Annotated in this window: 17 protein-coding genes and 1 pseudogene; 10 read left to right on the top strand and 8 right to left on the bottom strand. The window is 36.7% G+C overall.

Going from position 1 to position 18703, the window contains the following annotated elements; genetic code table 11:
• Positions 1-168: 168 nt before the first annotated feature.
• Positions 169-1215 carry a mannose-1-phosphate guanylyltransferase gene (locus BSAG_RS06455; RefSeq protein WP_008770623.1) on the top strand — a complete coding sequence of 349 codons (1047 nt, stop codon included), beginning with the start codon at positions 169-171 and terminating at the stop codon, positions 1213-1215.
• Positions 1216-1218: 3 nt separating this feature from the next.
• Here BSAG_RS06455 and BSAG_RS06460 read toward each other — a convergent pair whose 3' ends face one another.
• Positions 1219-2115, bottom strand: a complete 897-nt coding sequence (locus BSAG_RS06460) for an AraC family transcriptional regulator (protein WP_008640616.1) — start codon at positions 2113-2115, stop codon at positions 1219-1221.
• A 161-nt stretch (positions 2116-2276) separates the two neighbouring features.
• Here BSAG_RS06460 and BSAG_RS06465 point away from each other — a divergent pair, with 161 nt between their 5' ends.
• The 5 genes from BSAG_RS06465 to BSAG_RS06485 all read left to right on the top strand — a co-directional run bounded on the left by BSAG_RS06465 (position 2277) and on the right by BSAG_RS06485 (position 8261).
• Complete coding sequence (locus tag BSAG_RS06465; protein WP_032810779.1) at positions 2277-3536, top strand: TolC family protein; 1260 nt, start codon at positions 2277-2279, stop codon at positions 3534-3536.
• A 16-nt stretch (positions 3537-3552) separates the two neighbouring features.
• Positions 3553-4464 (top strand): HlyD family secretion protein, encoded by a 912-nt coding sequence (locus BSAG_RS06470; protein ID WP_008997672.1) that lies wholly within the window; start codon positions 3553-3555, stop codon positions 4462-4464.
• A 17-nt stretch (positions 4465-4481) separates the two neighbouring features.
• Positions 4482-5951 carry an ATP-binding cassette domain-containing protein gene (locus BSAG_RS06475; RefSeq protein WP_008016393.1) on the top strand — a complete coding sequence of 490 codons (1470 nt, stop codon included), beginning with the start codon at positions 4482-4484 and terminating at the stop codon, positions 5949-5951.
• A gap of 2 nt (positions 5952-5953) precedes the next feature.
• A complete protein-coding gene (locus tag BSAG_RS06480) occupies positions 5954-7057 on the top strand; it encodes an ABC transporter permease (RefSeq protein ID WP_004312690.1) in 1104 nt (367 codons plus the stop codon).
• A gap of 88 nt (positions 7058-7145) precedes the next feature.
• Positions 7146-8261 (top strand): ABC transporter permease, encoded by a 1116-nt coding sequence (locus BSAG_RS06485; RefSeq protein ID WP_004312691.1) that lies wholly within the window; start codon positions 7146-7148, stop codon positions 8259-8261.
• 162 nt (positions 8262-8423) lie between these two features.
• On the opposite strand, the gene BSAG_RS06490 is transcribed toward BSAG_RS06485, so the two are convergent.
• Together BSAG_RS06490 and BSAG_RS06495 are read right to left on the bottom strand one after the other, a co-directional pair.
• Positions 8424-8852, bottom strand: coding sequence for an Hsp20/alpha crystallin family protein (locus tag BSAG_RS06490; RefSeq protein WP_004300008.1), 429 nt, complete (start codon positions 8850-8852; stop codon positions 8424-8426).
• A 271-nt stretch (positions 8853-9123) separates the two neighbouring features.
• On the bottom strand, positions 9124-9612 hold the full coding sequence (locus BSAG_RS06495; protein WP_008770625.1) for a hypothetical protein: 489 nt from the start codon (positions 9610-9612) through the stop codon (positions 9124-9126).
• Between the two features lie 46 nt (positions 9613-9658).
• Here BSAG_RS06495 and BSAG_RS06500 point away from each other — a divergent pair, with 46 nt between their 5' ends.
• A complete protein-coding gene (locus tag BSAG_RS06500; protein ID WP_232286459.1) occupies positions 9659-11689 on the top strand; it encodes a recombinase family protein in 2031 nt (676 codons plus the stop codon).
• Between the two features lie 96 nt (positions 11690-11785).
• On the opposite strand, the gene BSAG_RS06505 is transcribed toward BSAG_RS06500, so the two are convergent.
• On the bottom strand, positions 11786-13165 hold the full coding sequence (locus BSAG_RS06505) for a hypothetical protein (RefSeq protein ID WP_004312694.1): 1380 nt from the start codon (positions 13163-13165) through the stop codon (positions 11786-11788).
• Positions 13166-13526: 361 nt separating this feature from the next.
• Positions 13527-13769: a hypothetical protein gene (locus BSAG_RS06510; RefSeq protein WP_004312695.1), complete on the bottom strand. Its 243-nt coding sequence runs from the start codon at positions 13767-13769 to the stop codon at positions 13527-13529.
• Positions 13770-13910: 141 nt separating this feature from the next.
• Here BSAG_RS06510 and BSAG_RS06515 point away from each other — a divergent pair, with 141 nt between their 5' ends.
• A complete protein-coding gene (locus BSAG_RS06515; protein WP_008763150.1) occupies positions 13911-14216 on the top strand; it encodes a hypothetical protein in 306 nt (101 codons plus the stop codon).
• 123 nt (positions 14217-14339) lie between these two features.
• A complete protein-coding gene (locus BSAG_RS06520) occupies positions 14340-14927 on the top strand; it encodes a tyrosine-type recombinase/integrase (RefSeq protein WP_004312697.1) in 588 nt (195 codons plus the stop codon).
• Positions 14928-14938: 11 nt separating this feature from the next.
• Here the strand turns inward: BSAG_RS06520 and BSAG_RS06525 are convergent, their stop codons facing one another.
• Both BSAG_RS06525 and BSAG_RS06530 read right to left on the bottom strand, forming a co-directional pair.
• A complete protein-coding gene (locus BSAG_RS06525) occupies positions 14939-16897 on the bottom strand; it encodes a patatin-like phospholipase family protein (RefSeq protein ID WP_004312698.1) in 1959 nt (652 codons plus the stop codon).
• 73 nt (positions 16898-16970) lie between these two features.
• Positions 16971-17444, bottom strand: a complete 474-nt coding sequence (locus tag BSAG_RS06530; RefSeq protein ID WP_008763152.1) for a hypothetical protein — start codon at positions 17442-17444, stop codon at positions 16971-16973.
• 120 nt (positions 17445-17564) lie between these two features.
• Here BSAG_RS06530 and BSAG_RS06535 point away from each other — a divergent pair, with 120 nt between their 5' ends.
• A complete protein-coding gene (locus tag BSAG_RS06535) occupies positions 17565-17801 on the top strand; it encodes a helix-turn-helix domain-containing protein (RefSeq protein WP_004312699.1) in 237 nt (78 codons plus the stop codon).
• A gap of 246 nt (positions 17802-18047) precedes the next feature.
• On the opposite strand, the pseudogene BSAG_RS0223360 reads toward BSAG_RS06535, so the two are convergent.
• Positions 18048-18703: pseudogene (locus BSAG_RS0223360) on the bottom strand (hypothetical protein); the annotation flags it as partial.

Below are 18703 nucleotides of genomic sequence, written 5' to 3'. Positions count from 1 at the left end.
TCGTTCTTATTATTCGAGAGCGGCCTTTGTCTATTATTGTAGAAATACAATTATTCGATTATTCAGTTGGAAAATTAAATACTCTTGGTCTTTATTTGCTGTTTTGGACATTTTAATGTAACTTGCGCGCTTATTTAAATAATATTTTTTTACAGGAGGATGATAGGTATGGATAATCATGTTGTAATAATGGCTGGTGGCATAGGGAGCCGTTTCTGGCCGATGAGCACTCCGGAATGTCCTAAACAATTTATTGATGTAATGGGATGTGGCCGGTCACTGATTCAATTGACGGCAGACCGTTTTGATGGTGTTTGCCCCAGGGAAAATATGTGGGTGGTAACTTCTGAAAAATACATTGATATTGTTCGGGAGCAGTTGCCGGAAATTCCGGAAAGTAATATTTTAGCGGAACCCTGTGCACGAAATACTGCGCCTTGTATCGCGTTTGCTTGCTGGAAAATCAAAAAGAAGCATCCCCGTGCTAACATTGTAGTAACTCCTTCGGATGCATTAGTCATCAATACGGGCGAGTTCCGTAGAGTGATGGAGAAAGCACTTCGTTTTACGGATGATAGCAGTGCTATTGTCACAATAGGTATTCGACCGACTCGTCCGGAGACAGGCTACGGATATATTGCTGCTGCCAACCAGCTTCAAACAGATAAAGAAATTTATACAGTAGACGCATTCAAGGAAAAACCCGATAAAGAGACAGCTGAAAAGTATTTGGCGGAAGGTAATTTCTTCTGGAATGCGGGAATCTTTGTGTGGAACGTGCGTACTATCACTTCCGTGATGCGTGTATATGCTCCGGGTATCGCACAGATTTTTGACCGTATTTTCCCGGATTTCTATACGGAAAAAGAAAATGAAACAATCAAAAAGTTGTTCCCGACTTGCGAAAGTATTTCTATCGACTATGCGGTGATGGAAAAAGCAGAAGCGATTTACGTCTTGCCGGCTTCTTTCGGCTGGTCGGATTTAGGCACATGGGGAGCACTTCGCGGTCTTTTGCCACAGGATAAATCGGGAAATGCTACGGTAGGAACCGATATACGTTTGTATGACAGTAAGAATTGTATTGTGCATGCCAGCGAAGAAAAACGAGTTGTCGTTCAAGGACTGGATGGATATATCATCGCAGAGAAAGATAATACATTACTGATTTGTAAACTGGAAGAGGAACAACGGATTAAAGAGTTCTCGAAATAAAGATTATTTCGTTTGCTGATATTCGTGGGGTGTCATTCCTGTCATTCGTTTGAAGAACTTCGAGAAAAAAGAAGGATTAGGGAAATTTAATTCATCAGAAACTTGATAAACGAGCAGATTGCTATGTTTTAGCAATACTTTTGCTTCTAGTATAATGGACTGGTTTATCCAGTCCATTACTGTTTGTTGACTGGCCTGCCGGATAACTGTATTCAGATAACGCGGAGTGAGACATAGCTTATCCGCATAGAAGTTCACGTTACGCTCTTTCTTGCTGTGTGTGTTGACAAGAGAGATGAAGCGTTGGAAAATCTCTTCCTGTCTTGTCAACTGTGCAGGATTCTGCTCAATGCTGTTTTGAGCGATATATTCTAAATAATAGAGGAGGCTGGCCAAAAGATGTTGTATAGCTTCTTTGCGGAATGGCGGTTCCTGCAATACTCCCCATGTCAAGGTGAAATAATGTTCCACTTGTTGCTGTTCTTGTGGAGATAGTAACAATATGATGTTTTTCTGATGATGGAGAAGGTAAGAGAAAAAATCGTCTTTTCCGGATATAGGAAGGAAATTGTGGTCGGCTGCTATCATTTGCATATCAAAATCAGGAGACACTTCTGTGATTTGAATAATGGAGTTAGGAGCGATCACTGCGATGTATCCCGGTTGGATGGTATATTCGATCAGATTAATGAGAATTCGGGCAGAGCCTTGCTTGACGAATGCGATACGTCCTTCTTTAATACGATACGGTTGACCGAGTGAGAAAAGAGTCGTTTCCATCTTTACAAAGCTATTGACGAATCCGAAATCAGAAGATATATAACGATGCTCGTTATGCCGGACAATTTTAAGATTGTCTAATAATTTAAGTGCTAACTCTATCGGTTCTTTTTGTCCCATTTTCTTTTCTCTTTTCCGGCAAAGGTAATAAAATGCGGCATACTTATTTGCTTTTTTCTGTTTTATCGAACTAATGGAACACATTTACCAACTCTTGGAAATGACCAGTATCTTTGAAATCCTTATCTTTGTCTTTCGAAGAAACCAAAGAAATAATGGATATGAAAAGAATGATTTTCAGTTTCTCCTTTTTACTGTATGTAGCAGGAGCGTATGCGCAGATAACATTGGAAGAATGTCAGCGGAAGACGCAGGATAATTATCCGTTGGTACATCAGTATGGTTTAGTGGAGAAGACAAAGGAATATAATCTGGAAAATGCAGCCAAGGGATATTTACCTCAATTTGCTCTTTCGGCAAAGGCTTCTTATCAGAGTGATGTGACAGAAATTCCGGTAAAACTTCCCGGAGTAGATTTAAAAGGATTGCCCAAAGACCAATATCAGGTCATGTTGGAGTTGCAACAGAAGATATGGGACGGGGGAGGAATCCGTATGCAGAAGAAGCAGACGATTGCAGAGGCTGAAGTGGAGAAAGAAAAACTGAATGTAGATATGTATGCGCTGAATGACCGCGTGAATGATCTTTATTTTGGAATTCTCCTGCTGGACGAGCAAATCAAACAGAATACATTGTTACAAGATGAGTTAGAGAGAAATTATCGTCAGATTACTGCTTATGTGGAAAATGGAATAGCCAATCAAGCTGATTTGGATGCAGTGAAAGTGGAGCAGTTGAATACAAAACAGAAAAGAATTGATTTAGTATCATCACGGGCAGCTTATTTGAAAATGCTTTCGCTGTTGGTAGGAGAAGCACTGTCTCCGGAGACGGTGCTGGAGAAACCTGTACCTCAAAGTACGGTTTCGGCTGTCAGTGAGATTCGTCGGCCGGAGTTGGCTTTGTTTGATGCACAGGGAGCCGGACTGCAAGTGCAGGAGAAGGCTTTGAATGTGCGTCATCTTCCGCAGTTCGGACTGTTTGTGCAGGGGGCATACGGAAATCCCGGATTGGATATGCTGAAGAATGAATTTTCTCCTTATTATATGGCAGGTGTCCGGCTTTCATGGAATTTCGGTAGTCTGTATACTTTGAAAAATGACCGTCGGGTGATCGAGAAGAAAAGACAGCAACTGGATAATAACCGGGATATATTCCTTTTCAATACAAGACTGGAAATGACGCAGCAGGATCAGGCTATCCATTCTTTGGAGAAGCAAATGCGGGATGATGATGAAATAATCCGGTTGCGTACAAATATCCGTAAAGCTGCCGAAGCAAAGGTGGCAAATGGAACATTGACCGTGACTGAAATGTTACGTGAACTGACTAATGAGAGCTTGGCGCGTCAGTCGAAAGCCATGCATGAGATTCAACGGTTAATGGGAATTTATCAATTGAAATATACAATAAATGATTAATATAACTTCTCCGGATATGAAAAGAATAACAAAAATAGGAATGTGGGGGATAACGCTGATGATGTTATCTGCCTGTGGAAATGGAACACCTGATTATGACGCAACCGGTACATTTGAAGCTACGGAAGTAATAGTGTCCGCCGAGGCTGCCGGAAAATTGCTACGACTGGAAGTAGAAGAGGGTACAAAGCTGGAAGCGGGTGAGGAGATCGGGTTGGTAGATACGGTACAATTGTATTTAAAGAAACTGCAATTGGAAGCCAGTATGAAATCAGTAGAAAACCAGCGTCCTGATCTTGCCAAACAGATTGCCGCTACCAAACAGCAAATTGTCACGGCAGAGCGTGAGAGGAAACGGGTGGAAAACTTGCTTGCTGCAGGTGCGGCCAATCAAAAACAACTGGATGATTGGGACGCGCAAGTCAAATTACTCGAACGACAGCTCGTTGCACAGGAATCATCGTTGCGTAATAGTACGAATAGCCTTACAGAACAAGGCAATTCGGTTGCTATACAGGTAGCGCAAGTGGAGGATCAGTTAGCTAAATGTCATGTTCAGTCACCTATCGCAGGTACAGTATTGGCTAAATATGCGGAAGCCGGTGAATTGGCGGCGATAGGCAAGCCTTTATTTAAGGTGGGCGAAGTGGATCGTATGTATTTAAGGGCTTACATCACTTCCGAACAGTTGTCGCAAGTGAAACTGGGAGATCAAGTGACTGTGTATGCTGACTATGGCAACTCGGAGCAGAAAGCTTATCCGGGGGAAGTGACCTGGATTTCCGATCGTTCGGAATTCACTCCAAAAACAATTCTGACGAAGAATGAACGTGCTAATCTGGTATATGCAGTGAAGATTGCGGTGAAGAATGACGGAGCGTTGAAGATTGGTATGTATGGCGGAGTAAAATTAAAGAATGAAGATTAAAAATTAAAGTCAGGGAAATGGAGAAGGATGTACCCATAGTGGTTGTGAAAGAAGTCGGCAAGAGCTATGGAACGGTGGAAGCGCTGAAAGATGTTTCTTTTGTGGTAGAACGGGGAGAGATCTTTGGGCTGATAGGTCCTGACGGTGCCGGTAAGAGTACCTTATTCCGTATTCTGACTACTTTGCTGCTGGCAGATAAGGGAACGGCCACGATCGGCGGACTGGATGTGGCAACAGACTATAAACAGATTCGTACGAAGGTGGGATATATGCCCGGTCGTTTTTCACTTTACCAGGATCTTTCAGTAGAGGAGAATCTGGAGTTTTTCGCTACCGTATTCCATACGACTGTTCAGGAGAACTATGATTTAATTAAAGATATCTATCAGCAGATAGAACCGTTCAGGAAAAGAAGGGCAGGAGCTTTGTCGGGTGGAATGAAGCAGAAACTGGCATTGAGTTGTGCTTTGATCCATAAGCCTGATATTTTATTTCTGGATGAACCCACTACCGGAGTGGATCCTGTGTCGCGCAAGGAATTTTGGCAAATGCTTCGTAACTTGCGGGAACAAGGTATTACCATTGTTGTTTCTACTCCCATCATGGATGAAGCCCGGCAATGTGACCGGATTGCTTTTATCAATCATGGAAAGATTCATGGAATTGATACCCCCGAGCGTATTCTTCAGCAATTTGCATCCATCCTTTGTCCTCCTTCTTTGGAACGGGAGGAGGTGAGACATGAAACCGCTCCGGTCATTGAAGTGGAGCAGCTGACAAAGTGTTTTGGCAATTTTACAGCGGTAGATCATATCTCCTTTCAGGTGAACCGGGGAGAGATATTTGGCTTTCTGGGTGCTAATGGAGCCGGAAAGACTACGGCCATGCGCATGCTTTGCGGATTGAGCAAACCGACATCAGGCATAGGAAAGGTGGCAGGATATGATATTTTCCGGGAAGCTGAACAAGTAAAGAAGCATATCGGCTATATGAGCCAAAAGTTTTCGCTATATGAAGACCTGAAAGTGTGGGAGAATATCCGTCTGTTTGCCGGGATTTATGGGATGAAAGAGCAAGAAATAGAGCGGAAGACAGAAGAATTGTTGGATCGCCTGGGGCTTGCTGACGAGCGGGATACTTTGGTGAAGAGCCTTCCGGTGGGGTGGAAGCAGAAATTAGCTTTTTCAGTTTCAATCTTCCACGAGCCGAGAATTGTTTTTCTGGATGAGCCGACGGGTGGAGTAGATCCCGCTACGAGAAGGCAGTTCTGGGAATTGATTTATCAGGCAGCCGACCAGGGAATCACCATATTTGTCACTACCCATTATATGGATGAAGCGGAATATTGTAACCGGATATCTATCATGGTGGACGGTCAGATTAAAGCTCTTGATACACCTGCCCGTCTGAAGCAACAATTCGGTGCAGAAACGATGGATGATGTTTTTCAGCAATTAGCCCGCGGTGCGGTGCGCAAAGCAGATTGATTATGAGACAGTTTATAGCTTTTGTAAAGAAGGAATTTTATCATATTTTCCGTGACCGGCGAACCATGCTGATTTTGTTGGGGATGCCGGTTGTACAAATTATACTATTCGGTTTTGCCATCAGTACAGAGGTGAAAAATGTCCGGTTGGCGGTACTCGATCCTTCTAATGATGTGGTGACACGAAAAATAATTGATCGTTTGGACGCCAGTGAATATTTCACTGTTACCGCGCGTTTTCATTCGCCCCAGGAAATGGAAGCTGCTTTTCTGAAGAATAAGGTTGATATGGCGATTGTTTTTAGCGAACGTTTTGTTGATGATCTCTATACGGGTGATGCTCATGTGCAGCTGGTAGTAGATGCAACAGATCCGAATATGTCGACTTCGCAGGTTAATTATGCGACGGGAATTGTTTCTATGGTAGGTCAGGAAATGATGCCGCCCAATATGTCGGCTGCCCGTTTAACGTCGGATATAAAACTGTTGTATAACCCGCAAATGAAGAGTGCTTATAACTTTGTTCCGGGGGTAATGGGGTTGATCCTGATGCTGATTTGCGCTATGATGACCTCGATTTCCATTGTTCGTGAAAAAGAGACGGGGACCATGGAGGTATTACTGGTTTCGCCTGTGAAGCCACTATTTATTATTTTGGCAAAGGCTGTGCCTTATTTTGTGTTGTCGTTTGTCAATCTGATAACAATTCTTTTACTTTCGGTCTTTGTGCTGGATGTTCCGGTAGTAGGAAGTTTATTCTGGTTGATAACCGTCTCTTTGTTGTTTATCTTCGTATCCTTGGCGTTGGGCTTATTGATTTCATCAGTCACGCGTACACAGGTTGCGGCCATGCTGGTTTCCGGTTTGATGTTGATGATGCCCACGATGCTTTTATCGGGGATGATTTTCCCTATTGAGAGTATGCCGTTGATACTTCAGTGGATTTCGGATATACTTCCGGCACGTTGGTATATTCAGGCTGTGCGAAAGTTGATGATTGAAGGAGTACCTGTTGTATTGGTATATAAGGAGATTGGTATCTTATTATTAATGGCGACGGTACTTATTACGATCAGTATCAAGAAATTCAAGTATAGATTGGAGTAGATAAGAATAATATGTTAATGTGCCAATTGGCTGTGTTATACTACATGGCATTGACATATAAACATATCAGCAAATTGAAGAATTATTTATGATAAAGTTCCTGATAGAAAAAGAGTTTAAACAATTGCTTCGCAATTCGTTTCTTCCAAAATTGATTCTTGTATTTCCATGCATGATTATGCTATTGATGCCTTGGGCGGTAAATCTGGAAATCAAGAATATACAGCTGAATATTGTGGATAATGACCATTCGGCTATTTCACAACGTTTAGTGAATAAGATTGCTGCCGCCACTTACTTTCGTTTGGTAGAAGTACCGACCTCGTATGAAGAAGGTCTTCGAAACATTGAAATTGGAACGGCTGATATTGTGATGGAAATTCCAAGGCATTTGGAACGGGATTGGATGAATGGAGAGGATGCTCATGTATTGATAGCAGCCAATGCCGTGAATGGAACGAAAGGCGGTCTGGGTAGTTCTTATTTGTCTTCTATCATTAATGATTATGCAGCCGAACTACGTTCGGAACATCCCGAAGCAGCTACCGTTTCCGGCACTTTCCCTTCCATACAGGTTGATACGCAGGGATTGTTTAATCCGAATCTGAACTATAAGCTCTATATGATTCCGGCATTGATGGTCATGTTGTTGACTTTGATTTGTGGTTTCTTGCCTGCGTTGAATGTGGTTAGCGAGAAGGAAGTGGGGACAATAGAACAAATCAATGTGACTCCGGTTCCGAAGTTTGTTTTTATTTTGGCAAAGCTCCTGCCTTATTGGCTGATTGGTTTTCTGGTGCTGACGGTGTGTTTCATATTAGCCTGGTTAATTTATGGCATAGTACCTGTCGGGCATTTTCTGTTGATTTACTTTTTCGCGGTTCTTTTTGTTCTGGTGATGTCCGGCTTCGGACTAGTCATTTCCAACTATTCAGCAACGATGCAGCAATCAATGTTTGTTATGTGGTTCTGTTTGTTGGTGGTGATTTTGATGAGCGGTTTGTTTACCCCCATTAGCAGCATGCCGGAATGGGCACAAATAATAACGATATTCAATCCTTTGAAGTATTTTATGGAGGTGATGCGAATGATATATCTGAAGGGGAGTGGTTTCTTTGATTTGCTGCCGCAGTTCGGAATATTGTTGCTTTTTGCAGTCGTGTTTAATAGTTGGGCGGTAATTAGCTATCGGAAGAACAACTGAAGATAATAAGGGGGCAGTCCGAAAACCCTGTGGGTATGTTATGTTAATAAGGCGGCATTGCCTGCAAAGACAATAAAAAAACAGCTCGTTTCCCTTTAAGGGAGAGAGCTGTTTTTGATCCTTTTCATCACCGTCTCCGGTGAATAGTAAGTGGTTACTGTATTACTTTATTTCGATTTGTCTATTTGGCTTCTTTACTTCTTCTTCAGAGAGTTTCGGAAGTTCGATATTTAGAACGCCATGTTCTACAGATGCAGCAATTTTTTCTTTGTCTACATTATCCGGTAGAATCATTGTTTGCTGAAACTTAGAGTATGAGAATTCGCGACGCAGATAGCGACCGTCTTTCTTTTCCTCCTTGTTTTCAGTCTTCTTCTCCATGCTGATAACGAGGTTATTGTCTTCATCAATGCGAACATTGAAATCATCCTTCGTCATACCCGGAGCAGCCAATTCCACTTTGTATTCTTTTTCTGTTTCCAAAACATTAATTGCAGGTGCAGTAGCATTTGCTTTTACCATCCAATCGTTATCAAAGAAATCATTAAAGATACTTGGTAACCAACTTTGAGTTCTTCTAACAGGCATCATAATTTTAGTCTCCTATCTTTAAGTTAAACATTCAGTTAATTATTCTTGAACTTCGGTATTTTCACTTCTGATGGTACCGGTTGTCCCGGTTTCCATCGTCTGCTTTCGAACCGTTGTTCGTTTCTATAAGTGCAAACCTCATGCCAAGTGATTTTTGAGACTAAAATTGTCTATTTGTCATTATAATAATGCCAAATTTGCAATAATAATGACAAAATGTATTCTATTTTTATTTATTTTATATAAGATAGATATTAATTTGATAATGTATCTATTTCTTCTCGATTAGTTTAAATCTCATTCTTAATGTTTGCCTTTCTTCGTCATAGTCATAGCTAATGATTTTGAAAGTTCCCATTTCAGAAGTATTTGATACATGCAATCCGATACAGGCACAGGCGTCATAATCTCCAATGCGGACAATGCGAAGGGTAGGACTTGCGTCAGCAGGTAGCTTGCTTAAATCTACGATGTCTTTGGCCTGTTCATGTGTCATATACTCAATAGTCACAGGTAGGTTTTGACTGATTGCTTCATTTACTGTCTCTTCAATGGACTGGATTTGTTCTGCTGTCGGACATGACGAAAGTATATAATCACATTTGCTCTTTTTTCTTTCGATGTGGGCATTGCGAGAACGCGGGCAGCCAAAGGTTTTTACCATGGTTGCATTGAGTAAATGCTCTGCTGTATGCATAGGTGCGATTGACACATCCTGAAACTTGGGACTTGGTTTATTTATTTCTATATTTGTTTCCATATTAATTGATATTGATGTAATTAACAGCGCAAAGATAATGAATAATATGGATAAGAAGGTACTAATCTATTGTCGTGTTAGTACGCAACAACAGACAACTGATAGACAAAAAGAGGAATTGTTGAAGTTTGCAGTAGAAAATCATTGGAACGTTGAAGAAGAGGATATTTTCATAGATGTTATTAGTGGTTTTAAAAAGGGAGAGTTCCGTCCTGAATATGTGAAGATGCTTGAAAGAGTTGAATATGGGGATATTGATATAATTTTATTCTCTGAATTTTCTCGTCTTGCAAGAAATGCTACGGAGTTATTAGAACAAATCAAATTGTTTATAGATAAAGGTATTAACTTGTATTTTGATAAACAAAAATTGTGGGTAAGAGATAGTAATAAAGATGTAGGTAGTATTATTTTATTGCATGTGCTTGCTGTTATGTCAAGCTATGAGATAGAATTGTTTATTGAACGTTCATTAAGTGGCAAGATAACAAAAGTGCAAGCAGGTCATGGAGGCGGGGATGAACGTGCGTATGGTTATATGCACAATAAAAATAAACAGATTGTTATAAATCCTATCGAAAGTAAGATTGTTACCCGTATTTTTGAAATGTATGTTGGTGGATATTCTTCAATTCAAATATCAGAGATATTGAATGCAGAGAAAGTACCTGCTCCATACGTAAGGAAATTGAATGAGTACAAGAAGAATAGAGAAGCAAAAGGATTGGAGGTGAAAGAGTATAAATTTGATACAGATAATTTAAAATGGCGTATTTCTACAATAAACAGACTTATGCACAATGAGTTATATAAAGGAAATCGTAGAATAACATTTTATAAACCAGACCCTACCAATCCACTTCCGTTATCCGAAAGGCAAGATAGAGAGATTGTTTATGAATATTCGGAACATGTGGAAAGTCTGCGAATTGTATCAGACGAGTTGTTTCAGCAAGCCGAAGATAAACTTTCCAAAGCGCATTATAATAAGAATAATGCAGTCAGGCATGAGAATTTATTGAAACATTTAATGGTATGTGGCGAATGCGGTGCTAATTTTTCTGTAGGGAAATCAAATGAAACATCTAAAAATTATATCAGTGGTGGACGTACTTACAAATGTTATGGTAGAGTGAATCGTAAAGATAAACCACGAACATGCACGAATGGGGCAGAACTTCGACAATGGAAATTGGATGGACTTGTTTTACAGTTGTCAATTCAAATGTTTGCTGAGATTAATATTCAGCAGACCAATATTTTAAAGATAGAAAATTTAGGGAAAGAAATCGAAGAGTTGGTTCAAATAAAATCATCAAAGAATACAGAATTGGTTGAAGCGGAGAATCTTTATAAAAAGACACTTAAACGTCTTATTGCGATTGAAGACGATGAGGTTGCAAAGAATTTGATTTCAGATGCAAAACATAAATATGATGAAACTAAAAACGTGTTGAACAAAACTATGGATAAATTGTCACGAGAAATCACAACAAAGAGAATTACTATTGATAATTTGAAGCGTTTGAATGCCAATCCTTTGTTGATTAATAAAATGGATGAGATTAGGAAAAATAGGGATTTGGTAAAGACTATGGTTGATGAATATATTGATAAAATTACTATATTTCGTTTACATGAACTTTGGTTGTTGGTCGTAGTATCTTATAAAGGAGGTGAGGAGATGTGGGGAACAATTAAATGCGCTCGTTATAAAAAGGAGGAGATGTTTTATGATGAATTGCATTGTCATTATGGTGTTGAATTTCAGGGGTGGTTACTTAATAATACGGAACATTGTTTTTCGTATGATAAAAGTACACGTATTATTACTTATCATGGTGGAAGTAAAATATATGTGGAGTTTAAATCAGGTGAGTATGATTATGATACATTTAATCAAATGATACAAGAAACAGGATGGATGGGATGTTTCCCTTTTTATGCTTATGAAGATAGTGATAAAGATTTAAGCGTACCTTTTAATGAAAAATTTAGAAAATCTTTACAAGAGAACAGAGTTGATTGGAAAGCACACAATGACAAGGTCTTGGAACGTTTATTATCCGAGTCATAAATAATAATATTCCTACCACCGTAACCCCTCACTCAGGGGAAGGATTTTTGTAGTCCCCCCTATAGTTTGTAACGGGTGGATTTCTATAGTGGAATCCTATCCTGCTATTGCCGAAATAGGGTTATACAGATATAAGCCAACAGTATTTTTAGTTGATTGATTATTTTTTATATTGGTTGGAATGTTGTTTTCTTTACACCATTCATATAATTTACTTTTTCCTACTTTTAAATTCAGTGCTTTAAAGGTTGATAGATTTTCTTTTAGGGATTTGGAACAATCATAATATAAGCCAATTAATTCATTATTGATTTTCCCTTTTACCATATTTCGTACAGTCTTAGCTGAAAGATTGTATTTGATGCAATATTGAGGGTTTATTATCCATTTTCTTTTTTCTGTCTGCTGTTGTTTAATCATTGTTGAGTATTTGTCAATGTTTTCATTATATGCATTTTCTGCGATATCATATAATTCTTGTTTGCTTATTGGGTCCTTGCTGTTATTGATGTAATAGTATAGTTCGTTGGCTAAACAGTGCAGCAAATGTTCAAATTCAATTTGTGGGTACATATATTTGCGTACTATAGCATTTAAAAAGAGTTTTTTTCTACGCCCGTTCCCGTCTTTAATTTTACATACTCTGTTGGAGTAAACACAATTACCATTATTAAGTTTTGTTTTTTCCTTGAACCAATATCTTTTGATACAGCAATAGTTTTCAGGTATTGTAATATATGGAATATCTTCATTGGCTTCTTCCAAATTATTTTCAAAGAATGGATATTTTTCTCTGTATTTTTCTATTAAGTCTTTATGGGAAAGGTTCCAAAAATTGCTAATATATTCATGGTCCTTTATTTCAACTACAACTTTATCCCTCTTTTCCATTTGTAACTGTATATTGTATGGTGTTGGCTTTTCTTTTATACTGTTAGAAATGGAAATATCATCATAATTATAAATGATAAGATTGTTTATAAGTTTACAATTTGCGTAGCTCCCTAAATAAAATTGGTAGATTGCTCTATTATGATTATCTAATTCTATATTTGTTATAATATTATCATATAGTATCTGATATTGATTTTGATTTAGTGGTGTATTGAAAATGTATAGAAGTCTATATCTGTTTCCTTTAGTAATATGTGAAAATGTGGTATACGCAATGCTTGGCTGATATTTCAATGTTACTAATAATTCATCGAATGATAATAATGTATTATCAATATCAAATACTATTATGTTAGTATGTAAAGCCCTTTCTTTCTTCTTATAACCAAAGAGGGATTTTATTTCCTTGTCGATATATGTGCAAGAGAATATATATCCTTGTTTTATAAATTGCTCCAATCCAGAAATAGTAATTTCCTTTTCTTCAAAGGATATTTTGTTGTAGTCTTTACTGGTAGGTTTTTCTGTGTAACCATTGACGGAAATCATCAGTTTAAAAGAGAATTTTTCATTTTTGTACATGTTAAGGTTGATATTATTGTGTGACTTGTACGTGTCACTTATTTAGGATGTTAAGGTTTGATAGTTGAACAAAGGAGGCAATGTAACCTTAACAAACCATTACTTCCAAGTATGCCTACTTTCAACTATATAATATAAGTATATTTTGTTTATGCAAATATACGACTTTCTAATATCTATTACCACCTTTTAATAAGAAATTTTGCCTGAAAAGCCCTCAAAAAGTACAAGTATGGTATAAAGTGTCTTATTATTATCTGATTTTTGCGATGTACTATCAATTTGTTGTAATACAATGTGTTATATGAAATATAAGTGACTGGATATATATACGAATGTTAGGTAGCACACTGTTTGCTATTTATTTTTTGCCCCTATTCCCCGATTTTGACAAAAGGGTTCCTTTTCGAATGATGCACTTTGAGTTTTGAAAAGTTTTTTCATTGGATAATCCGTAATTTCGTAAAGAACCGTAGGAAATCCCAAGTATATTAGGCGAAAAATATTCAAAAACATTGGCTATGCTTCCGTAATAGTGGTGGGTGTCGTTCTCTTTTATATAAAGATGAATTACTGTCCGTTCTTTCTTCTCTTTTTCTTCCATAATGCAATAGTTTTTTGCAAAAATAGTAATTGTGTGACATAGAATGAATAAATGTCATATTTTTAACTATTTCTAGTGTAAATAAATTGCATGTATTAAATATATGTCATATCTTTGCGTTGTGATTAAAACGAAGACGATATGAAACGGTATAATAAAAGACAAGTGATGAAAGATGCTCATAGACTTTACAATAACGATTTTCAACGCAGGAGACGTTCTTGGTCGGAGTGTCTTAGAGCAGCTTGGAGTTGGGAACGGGATGCAGTCAAAGTTCTCGAAGAAAAAGCAGCAAGGCTTGATGCAATGATAGCCGCAAGTTGGAAAGCGCACAACGAAAGAAAAGAAGCCAAGACAAATGAGAATTGGTATAAAGGAATTGATTCAGAAACTCTTTCTTATGCAATGGGATATAGAAGAGGTAACAATTTCTATTGTGGTGACTAATTAAAAGAGTTTTTTAATATTCACTAATATAACTTTTGAATATAAGTTGATTATCAATGCTTTAATAATAAATGGGTTCGTGTTAGATTTAAAAACAATAGATTTCAATTAAAAAAGAATATTATGAGCTTAAAAAATAGTTATGTTACTTCTGACTATATGGAATGGGATTCAATGTTATCGCTAGTTCACAAACTATATAGGGATAAGGAATATCGTTTGTCATTGTTAATAGGCTGTGGTAGCTTCTTTGGGTTACGTATATCAGACATTCTCGCTCTTACATGGTCTATGTTATTAGATGATGAAAAGTTTGTTATCATTGAAAAGAAGACAGGTAAGAGACGGGAAATAAAAGTCAATTCCAATTTCCAAAAGCATATTGCAGACTGTTTCAAGGCTTTGGATATAGTAGATAAAGATGAAAAATGTTTTGTTAGTCGAAAAAAAACAGTGTATAGTACGCAACGAATTAATGTGTTATTTAAATCAATAAAAATTAAATATGGATTGAAGATAGAACATTTTTCCACCCACTCGATGAGAAAAACATTTGGTAGGAAGGTTGTAGAGACCGCTGGGGAAAACTCGGAATTTGCTCTTATCAAACTATCGGAATTATTTAATCATGCCGATATTCAAACGACAAGGCGTTATTTAGGATTAAGAACAGAAGAGTTGTTAGAAACGTATGATATGCTCAGTTTTTAAATCTGTATTTTTTAAAATCCAAATCCGATATTAAGATAAAATCCCAGTTTGTTAGTCCTATTGGAGTAACATATAAATCCCTCTATAGGTCCCAATGGACTATCGTAGCCATATCCAATACTTGTCCCATATATTTTTTTGCCTTGAAGGAAATTGGAAAACTGATTTTGATGAATGGCATAATTTCCTGATAAGGTAAGGTATTGCTTTTCGTGAAATTTATGTCTTACTTGGATTTGTGCATTTCCCAATAATTTCAGGGTGGATTCTGTATGAGTCAGCCCTGAAAAAGGTATTTGTTGCTCGTAATGTGGATTATATCCTTCTCCACCGATAACATTGCTGTACATAAACGGAATACCATTATTGAAAATAAATCTTCCGTATATTGTCGGTATAATAAATGTATTTAGTGTGATTGGAAATATCTTGGTGATTTGGGCAGCAAGTGATGAGTATGCAGTGTTAGTATGCAAATTGGTATATATTGTATAAGAAATATTAGTTTTCAAACCTTTAGTAGGAAAATATCTTTTGTCTAAAGTTTCATATTTCAATTTTGTATGATAATTAAGAAATAAATTCTTTCGTTTCATTAGTGTTGCATCTTCACTTACCAATGTTCTATAATACCGATGGTAATCTAATGAAGCTCCAACTTCCATTTGAAGATTTCTTGAAGGTATAATAGAGTAAATCAGACTGCTAGTATTCCGTATAAAGGTTGGATTAGATATTTTGTGTCCATGACTGTATAAAAATATATCATTGTAACCAATTTGATTTGAAAGTGTTATCCATTGTGGTTTTGATATAGGAAGATGATATTGGGTTCTGAGAAAAGATTGTTTTCCTCCTCTTGCCACTATTTCGGCTTTCCCGATTTTCTGTTTATTCAAATTGATATTAAGAATCACTGCTGCAATATCCTCGCTATCGAATCTTAGTCCAATTCTTAGTTGATTATCATTGCTTGGAGCATATTGCGGATAAAACAAGGGGAATTTGGTTTTATTGTTTTTTTTATTATTTACTATGCCTACCCTATTCTTGATTGATAATAATGTGTTGTAATTGGCTTTTGCGGCATTTTCTCCTCTTATAATGAGAGTGTCTATTGCGGCTTTTGTAAAACTTGCAGCATTATAGTTTTCTACATCAACTTTTATATAAGCATCTATATCCTTAGTACTTTCATCAAGCGATGATTGACAAATCATTAACATAAGCTGATTGGCTATTCCTGCAATGGAATGCAAGTTATCCGCATCTGATAATTCAGATTGTACATCAATGCCAATAATAATATCTGCTCCCATAGCTTTGACAACATCAATTGGTAGATTGTCTTTAAATCCTCCGTCAATTAAAACTTTTTGTCCTGAATATATTGGTGAAAAAACAACGGGAACAGCCATACTTGCACGCATTGCCTCTGAAAGTTTGCCAAAGCGGATGACCTCTTTTTGATTTCTTACCATATCTGTGGCAATACATGCAAAAGGAATTGGAAGGCTATCGAAATTAGTTACATTTTGATAGCCTTCTGTAAGTTGATGTAATAACTGTGATATGTTCTTCCCTTTTATTATACCTCCATTCTTTCCACTATTGTTAATAGGAAATGACATAAGGTATTTACTGTCATCGGATTTAAACGGAAAAGGAATTTCTTTGCGTGAAACTTTATCGGTAAGTAAGTCTATCCAGTCTGTTTGTTTCACTATTGTTTCTAATTGTTCGGATGTATAACCTATAGAATATAATCCGCCAATAATAGCTCCGATGCTTGTTCCTGCAATATAATCAATAGGTATATTTAATTCTTCAAGGGTCTTTATTACTCCAATATGCGCAACCCCTTTAGCTCCACCACCACTTAAAACGATACCTACCTTTTTTCGTGGTGATGTGTAGACTAAAGAGAATGGTAATATTAATGAAATAAGTGCAAGTGCAATTTTATTCATAGGAATAATGAAGCCGTATTTAACAGTTATACTTGTATGTAACTACTCAATTTAAAGTTGTTTATTCTATTGATTAAATATTTATGGATGTTGGAAAGGTAACACTACCGTTTAAAACAATACTCTTTGAACCCGATTTGCATTTATAATCCTTAAATACAAGTGTAACTCTGAAATTTTCCAAATCCCATTTTTCAATTGTAACAGTACCAGAAACATACTCTTTTTCAGAGGAATACCATTCTTCAAGTTTTACTAAAGCAATTGACATTTTGCAACCCTTGGTTACATCTTTCCCCGTTGTTAGCTCTTCACGATAGTCAATGTTACCTTGAATATAAAAATCGGATATTGCATCATTTACCCAAAATTCAAACATACTATTCGCTATTGCTTTACCTTCGAGATTTGTAATCTTGACAGCACTTCCATTTACTGTTAGTGTTGATGTGAATTCTGTTTTTTCATTATCATCATCGCTTGAACAGCTTGTTACGAAAATTGGCATTAATAAAATGGTCAATAAAAAAATGGTTTTCTTTTTCATTTTTCTTTTTTTTAGTTAAACACTTCTTGTATAATTGAGACTGCAAAGATGATACACGTACATGTACGCTCAAAATATTTCTGCAATAATCTTTCCTTTACCAATTTAAATAATTGGTATATGACTAAAATAGAAGAGTTTGTAATACAGAAAGTGAAGGCTATGCGAATGGAAAGAAAATGGTCGCAGATGGAATTGGCAGATTACATGAATATGTCTGCAAGTTTTATTGCTGATATTGAGAATCCTAAACGGAGGGCAAAATATAATCTAAACCATTTGAATATACTTGCTAAAGTCTTTGGTTGTTCTCCTCGGGACTTTTTACCTGATACTCCAGTGGAAGAGGAAATTTAAACCCTAGCTTATATAGATGTTTATATGCTAGGGTTGTCGTTGTTTCTGTATTCGATATTTTGGAACATAATTTTTTTAATGTTCCTTTCTATGTAAAATGGAGGAAATAGTAGATTGTTTTTTATAAAATTTATTTAGTTTCGAAAAAAGTCTTTCTGTCAATGGATAGAAAATCTAAAATGACAGATAATACGCCTTTTAAGGAAGACTCGATTTCATTTGGATATATTAATGTGGAAGAGAATGCTAATATGCTGAGTTCTTTAGCCCAACCAAATGCTTTTTTTGCATTCTCATTTTTTTGAAAAAAAAGTCTTTAAGAATATCTACAGGGATACTATCTAATGACTTCATGATAGTATTGGCTGAAGTCACTCCCGAGATATGCATTGCCATAGATATTATTTTATCAATTCCTTCTTTTCCTAAATTTCCATACTTTAATCCAATAGAAAGTTTTGATTCTCTATCTTTTTGTTCTAAAAAGGCGATGTCTTTTAAAATAAAATCCATTATAATAAGAGTATGTGCTAGTATTACATAGACCATTCTTAATGAAATTGCTCTTTTTTGTTCGTCAGCAATATATTTAGTAATAAAGTAATTTAAGTCCATTATAGAGGAGTTAAACCCTGAGTAGTCTAATTCTGTAAGAAGTCTTGATTTTGAAAATTCATAGATATATTTCCAACTCTTATTATTGTAGGTTTTGTAACTTTTATATTTTGAAAGTTCATTTAATAAATCTTCTTCAGAGATACGCTCATTTTCATTGGTGATAGATTTAATTTTGTTCAAAAACTTACCATCCAAAACCATAGTGTGCATTGATTGAGCAAAAGAAGTAATTATCGGCTTTGAATCTGTTGTAGCAACTATACAAGAATCAAGATTTAGAATTC

The organism is Bacteroides sp. D1 (assembly GCF_000157095.2).
GTDB classification, from domain to species: Bacteria; Bacteroidota; Bacteroidia; order Bacteroidales; family Bacteroidaceae; genus Bacteroides; species Bacteroides xylanisolvens.
Note: the sequence above shows the minus strand (reverse complement) of the source record. Positions and strands in the feature narration are given on the sequence as shown.